The 16,267-nt window shown below is 54.9% G+C and carries 17 protein-coding genes; 10 read left to right on the top strand and 7 right to left on the bottom strand.

Going from position 1 to position 16,267, the window contains the following annotated elements; all coding sequences use genetic code 11:
- Positions 1-73: 73 nt before the first annotated feature.
- Positions 74-445, bottom strand: coding sequence for a DUF3887 domain-containing protein (locus ACT3UA_RS17855; protein WP_096288952.1), 372 nt, complete (start codon positions 443-445; stop codon positions 74-76).
- 327 nt (positions 446-772) lie between these two features.
- On the opposite strand from ACT3UA_RS17855, the gene nrdI reads away from it, so the two are divergent.
- The 4 genes from nrdI to ACT3UA_RS17875 are packed head-to-tail and all read left to right on the top strand — an operon-like array spanning position 773 to position 5,104.
- On the top strand, positions 773-1,261 hold the full coding sequence (gene nrdI, locus ACT3UA_RS17860; protein WP_096288954.1) for a class Ib ribonucleoside-diphosphate reductase assembly flavoprotein NrdI: 489 nt from the start codon (positions 773-775) through the stop codon (positions 1,259-1,261).
- Positions 1,258-3,423: a class 1b ribonucleoside-diphosphate reductase subunit alpha gene (nrdE, locus tag ACT3UA_RS17865; protein WP_096254103.1), complete on the top strand. Its 2,166-nt coding sequence runs from the start codon at positions 1,258-1,260 to the stop codon at positions 3,421-3,423. The genes nrdI and nrdE overlap by 4 nt, the downstream gene beginning before the upstream one ends.
- 33 nt (positions 3,424-3,456) lie before the next feature.
- On the top strand, positions 3,457-4,482 hold the full coding sequence (gene nrdF, locus ACT3UA_RS17870; protein ID WP_096288956.1) for a class 1b ribonucleoside-diphosphate reductase subunit beta: 1,026 nt from the start codon (positions 3,457-3,459) through the stop codon (positions 4,480-4,482).
- A gap of 46 nt (positions 4,483-4,528) precedes the next feature.
- Positions 4,529-5,104 (top strand): NADPH-dependent FMN reductase, encoded by a 576-nt coding sequence (locus ACT3UA_RS17875; RefSeq protein ID WP_096288958.1) that lies wholly within the window; start codon positions 4,529-4,531, stop codon positions 5,102-5,104.
- Positions 5,105-5,748: 644 nt separating this feature from the next.
- On the opposite strand, the gene ACT3UA_RS17880 is transcribed toward ACT3UA_RS17875, so the two are convergent.
- From ACT3UA_RS17880 to ACT3UA_RS17895, 4 genes are all read right to left on the bottom strand, one after another.
- Positions 5,749-6,807 carry an Abi family protein gene (locus ACT3UA_RS17880; RefSeq protein ID WP_444617719.1) on the bottom strand — a complete coding sequence of 353 codons (1,059 nt, stop codon included), beginning with the start codon at positions 6,805-6,807 and terminating at the stop codon, positions 5,749-5,751.
- A gap of 183 nt (positions 6,808-6,990) precedes the next feature.
- Complete coding sequence (locus ACT3UA_RS17885) at positions 6,991-8,394, bottom strand: PepSY-associated TM helix domain-containing protein (protein ID WP_096283081.1); 1,404 nt, start codon at positions 8,392-8,394, stop codon at positions 6,991-6,993.
- Positions 8,395-8,479: 85 nt separating this feature from the next.
- Complete coding sequence (locus ACT3UA_RS17890) at positions 8,480-9,682, bottom strand: Dyp-type peroxidase (RefSeq protein ID WP_096283080.1); 1,203 nt, start codon at positions 9,680-9,682, stop codon at positions 8,480-8,482.
- Positions 9,682-10,116, bottom strand: a complete 435-nt coding sequence (locus ACT3UA_RS17895) for a copper chaperone PCu(A)C (protein ID WP_231849403.1) — start codon at positions 10,114-10,116, stop codon at positions 9,682-9,684. The genes ACT3UA_RS17890 and ACT3UA_RS17895 overlap by 1 nt, the downstream gene beginning before the upstream one ends.
- Positions 10,117-10,132: 16 nt before the next feature.
- Between ACT3UA_RS17895 and ACT3UA_RS17900 the strand changes: the two genes are divergently transcribed.
- Entirely contained in the window at positions 10,133-10,474 is a 342-nt protein-coding gene (locus ACT3UA_RS17900; protein WP_255248309.1) for a hypothetical protein, read from the top strand.
- 186 nt (positions 10,475-10,660) lie between these two features.
- Here the strand turns inward: ACT3UA_RS17900 and ACT3UA_RS17905 are convergent, their stop codons facing one another.
- Positions 10,661-11,131: a hypothetical protein gene (locus ACT3UA_RS17905; protein WP_141393432.1), complete on the bottom strand. Its 471-nt coding sequence runs from the start codon at positions 11,129-11,131 to the stop codon at positions 10,661-10,663.
- 599 nt (positions 11,132-11,730) lie between these two features.
- On the opposite strand from ACT3UA_RS17905, the gene ACT3UA_RS17910 reads away from it, so the two are divergent.
- Genes ACT3UA_RS17910 through ACT3UA_RS17925 form a run of 4 tightly spaced genes read left to right on the top strand, consistent with a single transcriptional unit; the run spans position 11,731 to position 14,601 of the window.
- Positions 11,731-12,000 (top strand): hypothetical protein, encoded by a 270-nt coding sequence (locus ACT3UA_RS17910; RefSeq protein ID WP_013350295.1) that lies wholly within the window; start codon positions 11,731-11,733, stop codon positions 11,998-12,000.
- A gap of 38 nt (positions 12,001-12,038) precedes the next feature.
- Positions 12,039-12,980 carry a metal ABC transporter substrate-binding protein gene (locus tag ACT3UA_RS17915; protein WP_013350294.1) on the top strand — a complete coding sequence of 314 codons (942 nt, stop codon included), beginning with the start codon at positions 12,039-12,041 and terminating at the stop codon, positions 12,978-12,980.
- The gene (locus ACT3UA_RS17920; RefSeq protein WP_096283076.1) at positions 12,980-13,711 is read left to right on the top strand and encodes a metal ABC transporter ATP-binding protein; all 732 of its coding nucleotides are present in this window, start codon (positions 12,980-12,982) and stop codon (positions 13,709-13,711) included. The genes ACT3UA_RS17915 and ACT3UA_RS17920 overlap by 1 nt, the downstream gene beginning before the upstream one ends.
- 47 nt (positions 13,712-13,758) lie before the next feature.
- Positions 13,759-14,601 (top strand): metal ABC transporter permease, encoded by an 843-nt coding sequence (locus ACT3UA_RS17925; protein WP_049862754.1) that lies wholly within the window; start codon positions 13,759-13,761, stop codon positions 14,599-14,601.
- Between the two features lie 70 nt (positions 14,602-14,671).
- Here ACT3UA_RS17925 and ACT3UA_RS17930 read toward each other — a convergent pair whose 3' ends face one another.
- Positions 14,672-15,367, bottom strand: coding sequence for a metal-dependent transcriptional regulator (locus tag ACT3UA_RS17930; protein ID WP_096283075.1), 696 nt, complete (start codon positions 15,365-15,367; stop codon positions 14,672-14,674).
- 218 nt (positions 15,368-15,585) lie between these two features.
- Between ACT3UA_RS17930 and ACT3UA_RS17935 the strand changes: the two genes are divergently transcribed.
- A complete protein-coding gene (locus ACT3UA_RS17935) occupies positions 15,586-16,170 on the top strand; it encodes a recombinase family protein (RefSeq protein ID WP_096283074.1) in 585 nt (194 codons plus the stop codon).
- Positions 16,171-16,267: the final 97 nt, after the last annotated feature.

Consider the following 16,267-nt stretch of genomic DNA (forward strand, 5'->3'; position numbering starts at 1 on the left):
TGAAGCGGCTTGGATTAACGAACCGATCAAGCAGGAAGAAGGAGAAAAGATGTTGGTCTAAGACTTAGTGGTCTCACTTGACTTGAAAATTTCCGCCGAGGTACTGGTTCAGTTTCTGTGCAACAACATTCGTGCCGTCGGAAGTTTGAATGGTGGTGTTGGAACAAGATTCGAACTGTCCACTGTCTGCCACCACTTGGTCCCAGACATCCATAACCTTTTTCTTCGTCAGGACGCGGGAACAGGTGAAGGTCATCAGTGATTTCACGGAACCGTAGTCACCTTTGCTGAGGTGCTCAAAGATATTTTCGGTTCGCGAGGTGAGGTCAATAATTGGGTTAGCCATGGTTTCTTCTCCGATGCCTGTCGTTGAGATGGTTCCGAATCGCTTGAATGCCGCCTGTCGAGTAATACCGAATGCGTTGCCTATGGCTTGCCATGACACGCCTCGCGCCCTAGCTACGGCAACGGAGCTCTCCAAATGTACTTGGGCTGCCTGCTTTAATGCCGATCCTAAACTCTCCCGACCAATCGTTCTCCAACACTGACCGTTCCTCATCATTGAGTGCAAATCAAGGCAGTGACCGATCCAGAAGTGGGCACGAAATCTCAGATGAGCTCATAGTTCGATGGGTCAAAGTTGTTTGTTTGGCCCATCGGAGTTATGGTTGGTGACACTACATGTTGTGCCTCTATGTTCGGTTGAGCACAACATATAGCTTGTATGCGTGCATCGGTCCAAAATCAATTGAGTGAAGGAGGAGATACTAAGGTGACCGCCCAAAGAAATAAATTCTTAGACCTCGCCGTACGAGAATTCAAAGATTCTGATTCTCCGAATCTCGTGTACTTTTCAAGCGTCTCGGAGAACACCTGTCGCTTCGTCGACCGACTGCAGTCGCATGCGGTGCGCATCCCGCTGCGACCCCGTCTGGAAGGGCTGATTCGGGTAACTAGGCCTTTCGTGCTGATCGTGCCGACCTATGGCGGCGGGGAGCGCGCCGGTGCTGTGCCGAAGCAGGTGGGTATGTTCCTGAACGACCCTGCCAACCGGGCACTGATCCGCGGGGTCATCACCGCGGGCAACACCAACTTCGGCGAGCACTACTGCCTCGCCGGCCCCATCATCTCGACCAAGTGCCAAGTGCCCGAGCTGTACCGCTTCGAATTGCTCGGCACTGACCGCGATGTCGAACGCGTCAGAGAAGGACTGCCCCGCTTCTGGGCGCAGCAGCACACAGAGGAAAGGAAGACGGCATGACCACTACCATCGACTCCCCGCAGGCTCTCACACGACCGGAGGGCATAGGGGCGCGAAAGGACTACCACGCACTGAACGCGCAGCTGAACCTGTTCGGCCCCGATGGATCGATCCAGTTCAGCAAGGACCGCGAGGCCGCGTGCGCATACTTCCGCCAGCACGTCATCCCGAACACCAAGGTGTTCGGCTCGGTATGGGGGCGGCTGGAATGGCTGATCGACAACAATTACTACGAGGAAGCGTTCCTGCGCGCCTACGACCCCGCTTTCGTTACCTCGCTGCACGAACGCGTGGAGATGGCCGGGCACCGCTTTGCCACCTTCCTCGGTGCCTTTAAATTCTTCACTTCCTACGCCCTACGCACTTTCGACGGGACCACGTACTTGGAGGATTTCGGGGAGCGCGTTGCCGCTACCGCGCTATTCCTCGGGCAGGGCAACGAAACACTGACGACCAGCTTGGCAGACGAGATGATCTCGGGACGTTTCCAGCCGGCAACCCCGACGTTCTTGAACGCCGGAAAAGCGCAACGCGGCGAGCTGGTCTCCTGCTTCTTATTACGGCTGGAAGACAATCTGGAGTCCATTGGCCGTGGCGTGAACTCGGCGCTGCAGCTGTCCAAACGCGGTGGCGGCGTTGCACTGCTGTTGACAAATCTGCGCGAGACCGGTGCGCCGATCAAACAGATCCAGAACCAGGCGTCCGGGGTCGTGCCGGTCATGAAGATCCTTGAAGACTCTTTCTCCTACGCCAACCAGCTCGGCGCCCGCCAAGGCGCTGGCGCGGTCTACCTTCACGCACACCACCCGGATATCCTCCGGTTCCTCGACACGAAGCGCGAGAATGCGGATGAGAAGATCCGGATCAAGACCCTGTCGCTGGGAGTTGTGATCCCGGACGTGACCTTCGAACTGGCCCGGGACAACCGGGACATGCACCTATTCAGCCCTTACGACGTGCAGCGAGAGTACGGCACGCAATTATCAGATCTGCCGCTCACCGAATACTACGATGACCTTGTAACGAACCCGCGGATCCGCAAGACCACGATCAGCGCCCGCGAGTTCTTCAAGACCCTCGCCGAACTGCAGTTCGAGTCCGGCTACCCCTACGTCCTCTTCGAGGACACCGTCAACCGCGCCAACCCGCTCGTGGGGCATATCAACATGTCGAACCTGTGCAGCGAAATCCTCCAGGTTAACACGCCCTCGACGCTAAACGCCGCCGGCGGCTACACAAAAATCGGGAACGACATCTCATGCAATCTCGGCTCGCTGAACATCGCCGCCGCGATGGCATCACCCGACTTCGGCACCACCATCGAGACCGCCGTACGGGCGCTGACGAGCGTTGCGGACCAGACAGACATCGATGCAGTGCCATCGATCGCAGCGGGGAACAACGCTTCGCATGCGATTGGACTCGGACAGATGAATCTTCACGGATTCCTCGCCTCACAGCGCATTCGTTATGGCAGTGAGGAAGGCGTTGACTTCACTGACATCTATTTCCTCACCGTCACTTACCACACGCTACGCGCCTCAAACCAGATCGCCATCGAACGCGGAACTGCGTTCGATGGGTTCGAGACCTCGACCTACGCTGATGGCTCCTACTTCGATAAGTACATCGCACGAGACTGGCTGCCTGCCACCGAGCGAGTCGCTGCACTGTTCAGCCAAGTAGGAATCGCGATCCCGACCCGTGAGGACTGGCAGGCGCTACGCAAGTCAGTCATGGCGCACGGCATTTACAACGCCTATTTACAGGCGATCCCACCGACCGGATCAATCTCGTATGTCAACAATGCGACCGCATCAATCCATCCAATAGCGGCAAAGATCGAAATCCGAAAAGAAGGCAAACTAGGCCGCCTCTACTACCCAGCCCCACACATGACCGACGACAACATCGAATTTTTCGAGGACGCGTACGAGCTCGGCTACGAAAAGATCATCGACACCTACGCCGCCGCCACCCGCCACGTCGACCAAGGCCTCTCACTCACGTTATTCTTCCGCGACAGCGCCACCACCCGGGACATCAACAAAGCGCAGATCTACGCCTGGCGTGCCGGAATCAAAACCCTCTACTACATCCGCCTGCGTCAACCCGCCCTCGAAGGCACCGAAATCGAAAACTGCGTCTCATGCGCACTTTAACGTTGAAACTCTGATCTCCCAGAAGGAACCACAATGAATTCTCACGACACCCTTTACTCGAATACCGAGATCGCTGTGACCCCACCAGGCTACCGGCATAACCCAGCCGCCCGCATACGCCCTATCAACTGGAACCGTGTCGTCGACGATAAAGACCTTGAAGTCTGGAACCGCCTCACCGCCAACTTTTGGCTCCCTGAAAAAGTTCCACTTTCCAACGATCTTCCTGCATGGGAAAAACTCACCCAGGAAGAACGAACACTAACCATGCGCGTATTCACAGGGCTCACCATGCTCGACACAGTCCAGGCCACCGTCGGAGAAATCTGCCAGATCCAAGATTCACAGACAGAACACGAAGAAGCCGTCTATACCAACATCGCCTTCATGCAAGCAGTGCACGCCCGTTCCTACTCCTCCGTTTTTTCGACTCTGACCTCGACGCCTGAGATTGACGGTGCTTACCGATGGGCCATCGCCAACGACATGCTCCAGGAACGGTGTAAAAAGGTACTTACCCACTATTACGGAGATGACCCGCTTAAACGCAAAGTCTCCTCAACGCTGCTCTCCTCGTTGCTACTTTATGCAGGGTTCTATCTGCCGCTGCACTTCTCCGTACACGCGACGCTCACAAACACCGCGGACATGATCCGGCTGATCTTGCGCGACAAAGCTGTGCACGGCTACTACTCCGGATACAAATACCAGCGAGGCCTCGAAACCCAGTCCCCCGCCACTCAAGAAAAAATGCGCAAGTTCACCTATGCACTCCTCGAAGAACTCTATGAACTCGAATTGCAGTACTCCGGTGAGCTTTACAAACCACTCGGACTCATGGACGACGTCGCCGTGTTCGTCCGTTACAACGCGAACAAAGCACTCATGAATCTTGGCTATCCAGCCCGCTTCACACCGGAAGAGACAAACGTCAACCCCGAGATCCTCGCCGCCCTCGCACCAGGAGCAGACGAGAATCATGATTTCTTTTCCGGGTCCGGCTCTTCCTACATCATCGGCAAAGCCGAAGACACCAGCGACGACGACTGGGATTTCTAACCCAGTCCTCATTCCCACATACTCGCCTGAGAAAGAGCGCCGCACCTTGAATAAGAACGTCTCCGTCCTCATCGGTAGCCTACGCCGAGGCTCCTACGCACGAAAAATAGCCCATAATCTTATCAACTACTTCCCTGACAACTACAACGCGAGCATCATCGAGATCAGGAATCTACCTCTCTACGATTTCGACTACGACGATCCCCAAATCATCGACAAACCCACCCCACCGGAATACACCCTGTTCCGCAAGACCATCAAATCCTCAGACGGGGTATTATTCGTCACGCCAGAGAACAACCGAACCATCCCCGCATGCCTGAAAAACGCCATAGACATCGGGTCCAAACCCAACAACGATGTCATCTGGCAGCGACTTCCCGCAGGAATCATCAGCCACTCCGTCGGTCGCATGGGCGGGTACAGCTCGCAGAAGAACCTTAGACTTGCCCTTTCATATTTCAACATGCCCACCCCCGGCCAACCAGAAGTCTTTCTTTCCCAGTCACCCACGCTTCTCGATGCAGACGGCCATGTGACCCAGGAATCCACAGTGGAATTTCTTCAAAACTATGTCTCTCGCCTTGTTCAGCTCATCGAACAAAACACTGATTCCCGCTGACCCTCTTACCAAGCTACAAGGGGAACCTACAATATCAACGCTCGTGCGATGCCGAACATGGGGCGGTCCAAACAAGCCTAACCAGCAAGTTGAGCCGAAACATGGGGAAAATGGCTTAGAGCAGCGCGCTGAAGCTAATCCCTTTGAACTGAGCGAATGAAGCTTAGAAACCTCTTTTCAGCCCAGTTTACTTTTCTCATTATTGAAGGTTGATAACTTCACGACTATTGCGATCTGCTTGTTACCCTGAATGCATGCAAACTTCAGACCCACCACGGGCCCCCACGGTTCGGACCGAGCGTTTCACCTCACTCATCCTTGCGGAAAACCCAATCGAATGGTCAGGCGCCCATATTGGTCGCCTGACCATTCGCATCTATCGGATATTTGAGCCGCCAAACTGATCGATTCATATGGCGCTTTGCAGTCTTCCCGAAGAAACTACACATCAACCTTCAAAACCAGAGCAGAACCATAATAAGCAAACAAAGAGACATTCGACCCGCGTAAGCCGCGCTGCCGGCTATACCCTCAGCAAACCAATTGCGTCGCGTTACTGCGTGATGCGGTTACAACACGTCTGACAGGCAATTAAACCCCGCATCCTAAGCAACATCAGACCACAAAAAGAAGTGCACGCTTTCCTACTTCGCCCATAAGGCTAAATCAAACCAATTCGCTGGCATACCCAGGCTGTCAACGGTGAGGCTAGAAGAGCTGGGAAAGCCATTTATCAGCTCGATCATTTTTTCGGACCAGTCGCATTCGGGATCGATCGATCGCAATAGATAGGCCATGATAGCTATTACGTTGTAGAGCCCGAAGACCTGCTTAGATGATTCCTCTTCTTTCAAATGATCCAGCAGCGGAATCTGGCCAAGCGCAGGTCGCTTCGGCGCAAAGACAAGTTTTCGGTTAAAGAGCCTCGCGTGGTGCGCGGAAACATTCCGCACATAGTTGAGGCTCGCGATCCAGCTTGCCATGATCCTTTTGGAAGGGACACCATACGTCATTGCGATCTCTGTGCCTGTCGAGTTCTGAAGCCCGCCGTACATCCTGCTCAGATGCCCGAACTCCATAATCTCAGTAAGTTCCCAAACCGGCATTTGATCATCATACTTTTGACGAAAATGTGCCACGAAAGACTCATCTGAACTACTTTGCCGTTCCCGCGTCCGAGTGATGAGTACTTCATGCTTACTCGGCCAAATGACTCCCCCGGCTTCGGCTTCGCTAGTCGTAAACGAAGAAACGAATTGGGTGGCGTCAAGATGCACGAATGGCGACTTCCTACCCAAGACATACCCAAGTTGCATGCGCAACGAAATTTCAATGCGCTCGATGCCATCCAACACCAGAATTCGCAAGGCTCGATCGAAATCAATGAGTTTTCTAGCATGTTCCAGCGAGGTACCCCTGCGGTAGGTATTCAACACCTGGACACGTTCTCGACCATCCGCCTCATAGACGAAACGAGAATCGCGGAAGGGATACAAGTACCCTGTCAGACGGTAATACCCCACAGCCCTCAGTAGCTGTATCCCCGCTTCACGATCACCAATCAGCACACCATTAAGCTCTAGCTTCGCGAGCTGCTCTTCTACCGATAGCCACTTTTTAGTGTATTGAGCCATGAACTTCCCTGTTAAAGAAAATCTGTTAAAGAAAATCAGCCCGAGCCATAAGGCGAGCGGGCTGATCATGATGACATCATCATAACAGACCAGAAACCAAAACTGACCACCGTCTCTTACCTAAATACATCTGACTCTATGGGAGGAGCACTAAGACCATTCGACAGTTCCTAAAACGGTGGTTTTTGAAACAGTTGTGCCCTTCGCCTACAGCGCGAAGGGCACAACTAAAACTTGTTTGAACTTTTGAATTTATTCAGTGGTTCGATGTTGAACTTTACTGCGTTGGAGCCGGCCTACGATCATGTCAATGACGAGGAAAGCCGCGAGGCTGATTCCCATCAGGGGCAAGAAGACCCCTACCATTCCGGCTGCAAGCAGTAGCAACAGCAGCCCCCACCACGGGGCACGCAACAATCCGCCGCGAGCCGGTGTCTTGCCCATGCGTTGCGAGGGATTTTTCATGGGTCGACGTTTCCACCACATCACGTATCCCAGCACCACCATGGTGGCGATGGTGGTAGCGACGAGGAACAACAAGATCTGGTTCGGCAATCCGAACATAGACCCCATGTGGATATCGATTCCCCACCGCGTTAGCTTCGCCGCAAGGTTGAAGTCTTTGAAATCTACCCGGTCGACGACTTCCAGGGTTTGACCATTAATGGAGACCGCGTCAACTTCGGTCGGGTATGAGCGTTGAATTTCTTGGACCACCCATGCTTTGCTTTCCGCAGCGGGCGGCTTGATTTCGACCAGTCCGGTGTTGATATTGACTTCGCGGGCGATGGAGAGCATCGTGTCGAAAGCTGCCGGGTTCACCGACTCCCCGGTGGGTGCTGTAGACGCTCCATGGTGGTGGGCATGCTCATCAGCGGAACCGTCGCCAGTGGCAGTGAGGTCGGTGCTAACGGAGGGGGTGCCCCAGTTCAGCGCAGTACGCAATTCACCCACGTTTGCGCCGCCGTAGGTGGACCAAGTGATCCCGGTGGCGGAAAGGAAGAACGCGCCAAGCAAGACCCAGATCCCCAGAGAGCCATGCCAACTGGCCAGTCGGCGGTAGCCGGTGGCTTTGGTATTGGGACGTAGGAGGTCCTTTTTGCGTTTGGTGCGCCTGATCCGCAAGATCCATAGACCTAAGCCAGCAAGGGCAATGATACCTAGCCAGGAAGCTGCCAGCTCGCTGTACATGCGTCCTGGCTCACCGAGTTGCAGATTGCGGTGCAACTGGTCGATCCAGGTGCGTAATGGCAGGGCACCACTGGTTCCGTAGGCGGTGAGATCGCCGCGGATTTCAGCGGTGGCAGGGTCCACGAAGATGGCCCTGGTTTCGCTCTCGCCCAGTGCTGGGTCGGCATACATCACCCGCGTGGTGTCCCCTTGATTCGGTGCCGGACGCACCGCGACCAAGGTTTCGCTGCTACCCATATAGGTGTTGGCCGCTTCGACTTGATCAGCTAGCGGCAGATAGGAATCAGCAACCGGTGCGTGCAGTTCTTTGGCGTAGACCGCTTGTTCGATCTGCGGCGTGATCGCGTATAAGGCTCCGCTCACGGCGGCGATGAGGATGAACGGACCGATGAAAATTCCTGCGTAGAAATGCAGCCGAAGTAGCAGTTGCCCAAACCAGCCTTTGCGAGTCGGACGGGAAGGCATGGAAGGCGGTTGGGATTCCGGGGGGGGGTGCGGTGTCCAAGAGAGTCATGAGTAATCCTTGAAAGAAGAGAAATAATAGGGCTGGTCATGCCTTGAAGAGGGTTTCACCGACGAATCCTCCTTCGGCACAGCCTGGCGGGATGAGGAACACGGCAGAGCCGATCGGCGTGGTCCACTGGTTCAGCGCGTCAAGCTCCGCCAGACGTTGTTGCAACGGGACGAATTGCTTGGCCACGCTTTGTTGGTAGGACACGAAAATCAGTCCCGAATCGGAAATATCGGTTCCAGTGGGCTGCTCGTCATAGTTGTATCCCCGGCGGAAGATCCGCTCGCTGGGGTTCTCTGAGCGGGCGCGTCGAATGTGCGCGTGGGCCGGGATGACCGTGAATCCGAGAGCGTTGGTTGCTTCGAAATCGGGTTCGTCGTGTTCCTGACTGCCGGTGGTGGGGGCACCATTCGCCAAGGTTCGTCCAACACTGAATTCTCGACCGGAACGATCCACTTCGTCCCAGGTGTCGACGTCCATCTGGATGCGGCGAATGACCATGGTGGTGCTTCCATCAGGGTTCCATACCAGCGCGTTGAAGTCTGCGGTCTGCGGCGAGGGGTTGACGGTTCCATCAACCTGGCCGAAGAGGTTACGCATCGTCGTGCCAGTAGCTTCTGATCCTCTAGAACGGCGGAACCCTGGCTGCACCCATTTCACCGATGCGAACCGTCGGGCATCTTTGAGCAGCATCCGCTGGGCATGAGCCACGGTCAGCTGATCATCCGAGGCGATATGCAGCAACAGGTCCCCGTCGTTCCACCGTTCTTGCAACCGATCGATACTGAACTTAGGCAGTGGCTGAATACCTGCGGCAGAGGATCCTGCCAGCTCCACCAGCTTCGGGCCAAAGCCGAAGGTCACGGTCAACCGGGCAGGAACTGCTCCTAGTTCCGGTTCGGTATCTGCCAATGCAGCTTGCCCCTGGGTGAGCCTTGCTGCGTCATCTGTGAGCAGTCGCAGGAGGCGCTGCACTGCTGCACTGTCCACCTTTTCATTCAGGGCGAGAGAGATGTAGGTGGCGTGGGCTTGCGGTTCCGTAGCGATGCCTGCTTGGTGGGGGCCATAGAACGGAATCACGGTGTTCCCGTGCAACTGATCCGCTGCCTCAGCGGGCGCGGTGGTGCTAGTCAAGGACTCAATGCCGAGGGCTGCGATCGCTCCCAGCCCAGCGGCGGCTCCACCGAACAGCACACCGCGCCGACTCGGGCCACTTTGAAAGGGTGTCTTTTCGTGGGGCATTAGTGATCGTGGGCGCTTTCCGATGCGGAATGGTCCATATCCATGGTGCTGTGGTCCATGTCCCCGTGCTCGGTGCCTTCGTATTTTTCGTTGGCTCCGGCGAACTCCTTGACGGGGGCGGTGACATCGAAGGTGGTGTCATCGGAGAAGGTCAGGGTCAGGTTCACATCATTGCCTGGTTGCAGTGGTTCGGTGAGGTCCATGAGCATGATGTGGTCTCCCCCGGGTTCCAGATGCAGTTCGCTATGGGCGGGGATGGTGAAGCCACCGGTTTTTTCACGCATGACCATGGCCCCGGATTCATTGGCTACGGTCTCGTGCAGTTCCAGATCGGTGGAGGCAGGGCTGGTCACGGAGGTAACGGTGATGTCGTGGTCCCCGGTATTTTCAATGGTGCCGAATCCTGCGGACATGCCTTCGTCAGCGGCCTTCACCCACGGATCTTTCATCGTGACCGAAGCATTAGACGGTGATGCGGGACTGTTCTCGGCGGGGCTTGTAGCGCAGCCGCTCAGGGTGAGCAGGGCAGCGGCACAGAGAGCAGCGGTACGCAGAGCAAAAGAGGTGTTCAAGGTTCATCCTAAAAATATGGAAGCGCAGACAGCGCGCTTCGAAGGAGATATGCTGTTGAGCCCAAAAACTCTGGATGCCGAGCAATATGCAGGGCAACCGGTTGTTGGGGATGGCATGGTGAGGGATTGCCCTCAGAAGAAGGGCATGGAAGTCTATGGTGTAAGCGCACTGTGCGGATTACTGAGCGACGGGGCGCGAAACTATGCAGGCAGCTGCTGAGCTAAGAAATCATCACGATGAATAGTTGTGCGTGAAGCAGCATGCCAGGCCCGGGTTCAAAGCGGTCTTGCATACGAGCAACTTCCTGTGGACAGCAACACGAGACGCAACAAATCCGCCTGTCAGTCGTCAGTAAGGCAGACGTAAAAAACCCACAGACACGTTGATCTGTAAATGGGAGTGGTCTTACACCGTGGTGAGTGCGGGTGGACCCCGACGAATAACCGACGTTGAATACACGCATATCGTGTAGGTCGGGATTTCACGCGGGGCAGTGGGAGTCGGCAGTGGGTGGATTAGCTGGTAGGCGAAAGTAACTAGTCGCCACAGCAGTTTCCAGGTCAACAGGTCAACGATGTTAGCGGCAGCGATGAGCATTTGTTCGCTGCGATGCAGAACCAGCACGGTAGCGAGGCCCGCCATGAGGTGGGCTAGAAGCATCGTGGTATCACCATGGCTCATGGTGGCAGCGTCGGCCGAGGTAGTGATATCTATGGGCATAGTCATCCCATGATGCGCGTGCATGTCCTGCCCGCCAATGATGGACGCAGCTGAATGCCCGGCTCCCATCGAGAACAACAGATGGAAGAGCAGCTGGCTGAATCCAACCATCCCGGCCAAGCGCCACAGGGTGAATTGTCGACCGCTGAGCAACATGCACACGAGAAGCGACAGCGCGAGAGGTAGCGCGACGTTCAGGAGTCCTGGTACTTCTCCGCCTGCGAGTACGTGGGAGCACAGAGAAACGAACGTCGCAAAGAATGCGGCGGTCGTGCCTCTGAGAACACGTGTCGAGCGGGCGGATTTTTGCACACCCCTAGTATTCCAGACTGAGCGCTGTATTTCGACATCCCGTAAAACTGAAGTGGTAATGGCCCCATCTGTTTGCAGAAGGACCGGAAACGGTCGTTTGTGACACAGTCATGCGCCAGGTTGAGTGGAAATCCTCGACGATTGAGAACTCAACAGATTTTCGAGGATATTTCGTCGCAAAACTCAGTTTCATAAACTATGTGTCGAAAGATTAGCCACTCCACGGGTATTGCCCCACCGCACCCCTAGATCGCCCCGATCCCATCTGGCTATGGGCTCAACCATTCAAACTTCGACCATGAAATGCCTCGGCGATACCAACATCCAAGCACAGGCTACAACCGACATTCTGCATAATCATGCATTATCCATGCTTCAGAAAGGCCCTCGACCTAACAAGTAATATTTTGAACTTCGGTGTACCGAACATTAGAGTTCTACCCATGCAACATAATGCTTCACAACGAACCAACGACGGACTCTGGATCGAAGCCGTCGCATTGTTCCGCGCCGCGCAAGAGTCCAAGCACCACGAAGCGCAGTCACTACTGGGTTCCTCCACCGACCCTGCAACTGTAGTGCGTTACTTCCTGCGACTAGTCGGCATTTACTGCCGCGGCGAAAACCCGACCAAATTAGAACGATTCGCCTCAGCTGCACATCGCGCAGGGCCACCCCCTGAGACCCCGCCATCACTCATGAGCTCGCTCTAGATTCTTCAGCCGTAAACCTACGATCGAAAGGCAATCCTATGCCCAGATCTCCACGTTCATTCCGCCCACGCTTTTCCCTTGCTATTAGCGCAGGAGCCCTAGCTCTCCTCCTCACTGGCTGCACCACTTCCCCGCAAAATTACGCCACGACTCAAGAAAAGAAACCAGTGGTCCTAACCACATTCACCGTACTAGCCGATATCGCTGAAAACGTCGCCGGCGACCACCTGCAGATCGAATCCATTACGAAATTCGGAGCGGAAATACACGGCTATGAACCCACCCCGGGCGATATCAGCAAAGCTGCGAAAGCTGACCTGATCCTGGATAACGGAATGAATCTCGAAGCATGGTTCGGCCAATTCGTCGAGGGCTTAGACGTGCCCCACGCTGTTGTCAGTGACGGTGTCGAACCAATCGATATCACCGAAGACGAGCATGCCGGAAAACCTAATCCCCATGCCTGGATGAGCCCGCTAAACGTACAGGTCTACGTCGATAACATGGCCTCGGCATTCAGCACTCTTGACCCTGAAAATACCAATGAATACGCGCGTAATGCAGCAGCATACAAAGAGGAATTACAGGAAGTGCATGACGAGCTAGTCACTGAACTTTCCCATCTGCCCCAGAGCCAACGAGCACTCGTCACTTGTGAAGGAGCTTTTTCCTACCTTGCCAAAGACACCGATCTAACCGAAAAATACATCTGGGCCGTCAACGCGGAGCAGCAAGCAACACCCCAGCAGATAACCTCTGCCATCGAATTCGTCACCACGAACCAAGTACCCGCAGTTTTCTGCGAGTCCACAGTGTCTGACGCGCCCATGCAGCAGGTCGTCGAAGCCACCGATGCCAAATTCGGTGGCACCCTCTATGTGGATTCCCTCTCCGGAAAAGACGGTCCTGTGCCTACCTATTTAGAGCTGATCCGTCACGACACGCAAACGATTATCGACGCATTGACTGGTGAGAATTAATGCCCCCAGCTATTTCGCTTAAAGATGTCACTGTCCAATACGGTACGATACGAGCACTAGAGCAAGTAACGCTGGATATCAATCCACACCGGGTCTGTGCTCTGATCGGCATGAACGGTTCGGGAAAATCTACCTTGTTCAAGACCATCATGGGCCTGGTTCACCCCGTCACAGGAACAGTTTTGGTTAATTCCCATAATCCTGCTGCAGAACGCAAACGTGCAGGAATCAGTTACGTCCCGCAGCATGAAGACATCGATTGGGCATTCCCACTCTCCGTGCGCGAAGTCGTCATGACTGGACGTTACGGAAAGATGGGACTCACGCGCCGTGCTAGGACTGCCGACCATCAAGCCGTCAACGAAGCACTAGAAAAAGTGGAGCTCACCCAATACGCTGACCGGCAAATCGGCCAGCTTTCCGGAGGGCAGAAAAAACGCGCGTTCGTTGCTCGCGGCATCGCCCAAGAAGCGAAGATCCTGCTCCTCGACGAGCCATTCGCAGGAGTGGACAAACGATCCGAAGCAACAATCACCCGTCTAATCCGCGAACTTGCCTATAAAGGTGCCACCGTTGTGGTGTCGACTCACGACCTACAAGCATTACCCGAACTAGCAGACGAGGCCATCCTTCTTATGCGCCGAGTGCTGATGCACTCTTCTCCAGAAAACGTCCTTCAACCTGAGAATCTGGCTATGGCCTTCGGACTTGACGTGCTGGCAAAAGGATAACTGTGCAACTAATCGACCTTCTCATCGAACCGCTCAGCTATGAATTCATGCTTCGAGCTTTGATCACTACGCTGACCGCATCAGTAGTTTGCGCGGTCCTCTCATGCTGGCTTGTCCTCATCGGCTGGTCCCTCATGGGAGACGCGGTATCGCACGCAGTGCTCCCCGGTGTTGTCCTTGCTTATATTGTCGGCGCACCCTTTGCCCTAGGAGCGGTAATCTTCGGATTCCTCGCAGTGCTGCTCATCGGCATTGTGCGAGACACCAGCAGAGTAAAAGAAGACGCCGCCATCGGAATCGTTTTCACCACACTCTTTTCCCTGGGACTAGTCCTCATCTCTGTAACCCCAGCGCACACTGACCTGAACCACATCATCTTCGGAAATCTACTAGGCGTCTCATGGACAGATCTGGCACAAATCATCATCCTCGGTGCCCTAACCCTGGCGATACTCCTCACCAAACGCCGGGATTTCACTCTCTACGCCTTTGATCCAACCCATGCCCACGCCATTGGATTGAACCCACGTTTACTCGGGGCACTGCTCTTAGCACTTCTAGCAACGACAGCGGTCGTAGCGCTACAAGCAGTCGGAGTCATCCTTGTGGTCGCCATGCTCATCATCCCAGGAGCAACCGCATACCTACTAACCAACCGCTTCAGCAGAATGCTGATGATCGCCCCACTCATCGCGGCACTATGCGCCGTTATAGGATTGTATGCGAGCTACTACTTCGACACAGCCTCCGGGGGCATGGTCGTCCTCAGCCAAGGCGCCGCTTTCTTCCTGGCATATCTCTTCAGCCCACAACATGGACTAATCAGCGCCAAACTAGCTAGGTATCATAGGACCCGCAACGAATCCCGGCTACAGCACAGCCCCAATTAAAGAGTAAAGAGAAGCCAGAGGCCGGCGCCCCCTCGGATCAGTTGCCTGCCTCTGGGTTCTCTCCCGTCGCCTATGAACCTATTGCATCCTGTGAATCAATGGATACATACAGTGCCTTGACCGCTGCAGCGCCAAGAAGCACAGATTCTTTGGCCCCTGAGATCCGAGCTTCCAATACCCCCGAAAATGGGGCACCTTGACTGATCGACAGCTTTTTCCCAATGCAGAACCCATGATTTTCAAAGAACTTCAGCATTTGAGGGTCCTCGTCAGAAATCCGCTCGATACTTACATCCTGCCCCGCTCCAACATCACTAAGTGGGACAGCGGCTGGCGAATCCACCGCGCCTGACGCCGAAGGGATCGGATCGCCATGGGGATCACGCGAGGGAAACTCCAGTAATTCGTCGATCCGCTTCACCATAAAGTCAGACACCGCATGTTCCAGATTCTCAGCCTCATCATGCACCTGATCCCAGGAATACCCCAACACCTCGACAAGAAAAGTCTCCAACAGCCGATGCCTGCGGACCATCTGCACAGCATAGCGACGGCCTGACTCTGTTAGCTCCACCGAGCCATATGGTGCATGCTCCAAGAATCCCTGCGTGGAAAGCTTGCGGATACCCTCCGACACCGAGGACAACCTCAACCCCACACGATCAGCAATTAACGAAGGAGTTACAGGGGAAGAAGTCCATTCAGACAAACTCCACACGACCTTCAAATATTTCTGAGCACTCGGGGTTAATTCAGAGATGGACATAAACAGATTCTATCTGCCAATGCAGAATCCAGATCCGCCACATTGATTTCTCAGACGTCTCACAACCTATAGGTTGCAAGACGTCTCACCGCGCACCCCTGCCCCAACGAAAAATCCGCGGAAACTCAATAGTCCTAAATTCTCGCAACTATGTGTCGCAACCAATGTCGTAGAATCATGTTGACAACATTAGTTTCGAGACACTTTTCAAGGATTCCATGACCAAGCTGATCGGATACGCCCGCGTATCAACCAAAGCACAAGACACCGACCGGCAAATTCAAGATTTGTTGGCGGCCGGTGTCCGCCGCGATGACCTTTATATTGACCACGGGCTCTCCGGGGCTCTGGCCAAACGTCCCAGCCTGGATAAAGCACTCGACGCGCTACACCCGGATGACACCCTCATGATCACCACCCTGGACCGACTCGGGCGCTCCACCCAGAAAATGCTCGAACTGGCCGAAGAGCTGCGTGATCGCAATATTGGGCTGCGGGTGCTCAACCTGGGCGGTGGCGACGTGGACACCAAAACACCTATGGGCGCAATGGTCTTCACCGTCATGGCAGCCCTCGCGCAAATGGAGTTAGAGATTAAGCGCGAACGGATCAACGACTCCGTCACCAAGCGCCGCACCACCGGCGGCGACCTCGGAGGCCGCCGGCCCACTTTCACCGACTCCCAAATCCGGACCGCAGCAAAACTCATCCAGGCAGGTGAACCGGCAACCCAAGTCGCCAAGGACATGGGGATGTCCCGCGCTACCCTTTACCGCAGGATCAATGAACAAAAAACTCAATAGTGTTCGGCTACTTCACACCTCTCAGCAGAAGGCCCATTACGGGAAGTCTGATCAGTTTCGGTATTCAAGCCAATCGCAGCGACAAATTAGTATTAGA

Source organism: Glutamicibacter sp. 363, from assembly GCF_052379505.1.
Classification (GTDB): Bacteria; Actinomycetota; Actinomycetes; order Actinomycetales; family Micrococcaceae; genus Glutamicibacter.

Bases quoted from the DNA above. Each gene is read 5' to 3' on its own strand.
- nrdE (WP_096254103.1), top strand. From the start codon at position 1,258: ATGACCACTACCATCGACTCCCCGCAGGCTCTCACACGACCGGAGGGC.
- nrdF (WP_096288956.1), top strand. From the start codon at position 3,457: ATGAATTCTCACGACACCCTTTACTCGAATACCGAGATCGCTGTGACC.
- ACT3UA_RS17880 (WP_444617719.1), bottom strand. From the start codon at position 6,807: ATGATCAGCCCGCTCGCCTTATGGCTCGGGCTGATTTTCTTTAACAGA.
- ACT3UA_RS17885 (WP_096283081.1), bottom strand. From the start codon at position 8,394: ATGCCTTCCCGTCCGACTCGCAAAGGCTGGTTTGGGCAACTGCTACTT.
- ACT3UA_RS17890 (WP_096283080.1), bottom strand. From the start codon at position 9,682: ATGCCCCACGAAAAGACACCCTTTCAAAGTGGCCCGAGTCGGCGCGGT.
- ACT3UA_RS17905 (WP_141393432.1), bottom strand. From the start codon at position 11,131: ATGTTGCTCAGCGGTCGACAATTCACCCTGTGGCGCTTGGCCGGGATG.
- ACT3UA_RS17910 (WP_013350295.1), top strand. From the start codon at position 11,731: ATGCAACATAATGCTTCACAACGAACCAACGACGGACTCTGGATCGAA.
- ACT3UA_RS17915 (WP_013350294.1), top strand. From the start codon at position 12,039: ATGCCCAGATCTCCACGTTCATTCCGCCCACGCTTTTCCCTTGCTATT.
- ACT3UA_RS17920 (WP_096283076.1), top strand. From the start codon at position 12,980: ATGCCCCCAGCTATTTCGCTTAAAGATGTCACTGTCCAATACGGTACG.
- ACT3UA_RS17925 (WP_049862754.1), top strand. From the start codon at position 13,759: ATGCTTCGAGCTTTGATCACTACGCTGACCGCATCAGTAGTTTGCGCG.
- ACT3UA_RS17930 (WP_096283075.1), bottom strand. From the start codon at position 15,367: ATGTCCATCTCTGAATTAACCCCGAGTGCTCAGAAATATTTGAAGGTC.
- ACT3UA_RS17935 (WP_096283074.1), top strand. From the start codon at position 15,586: ATGACCAAGCTGATCGGATACGCCCGCGTATCAACCAAAGCACAAGAC.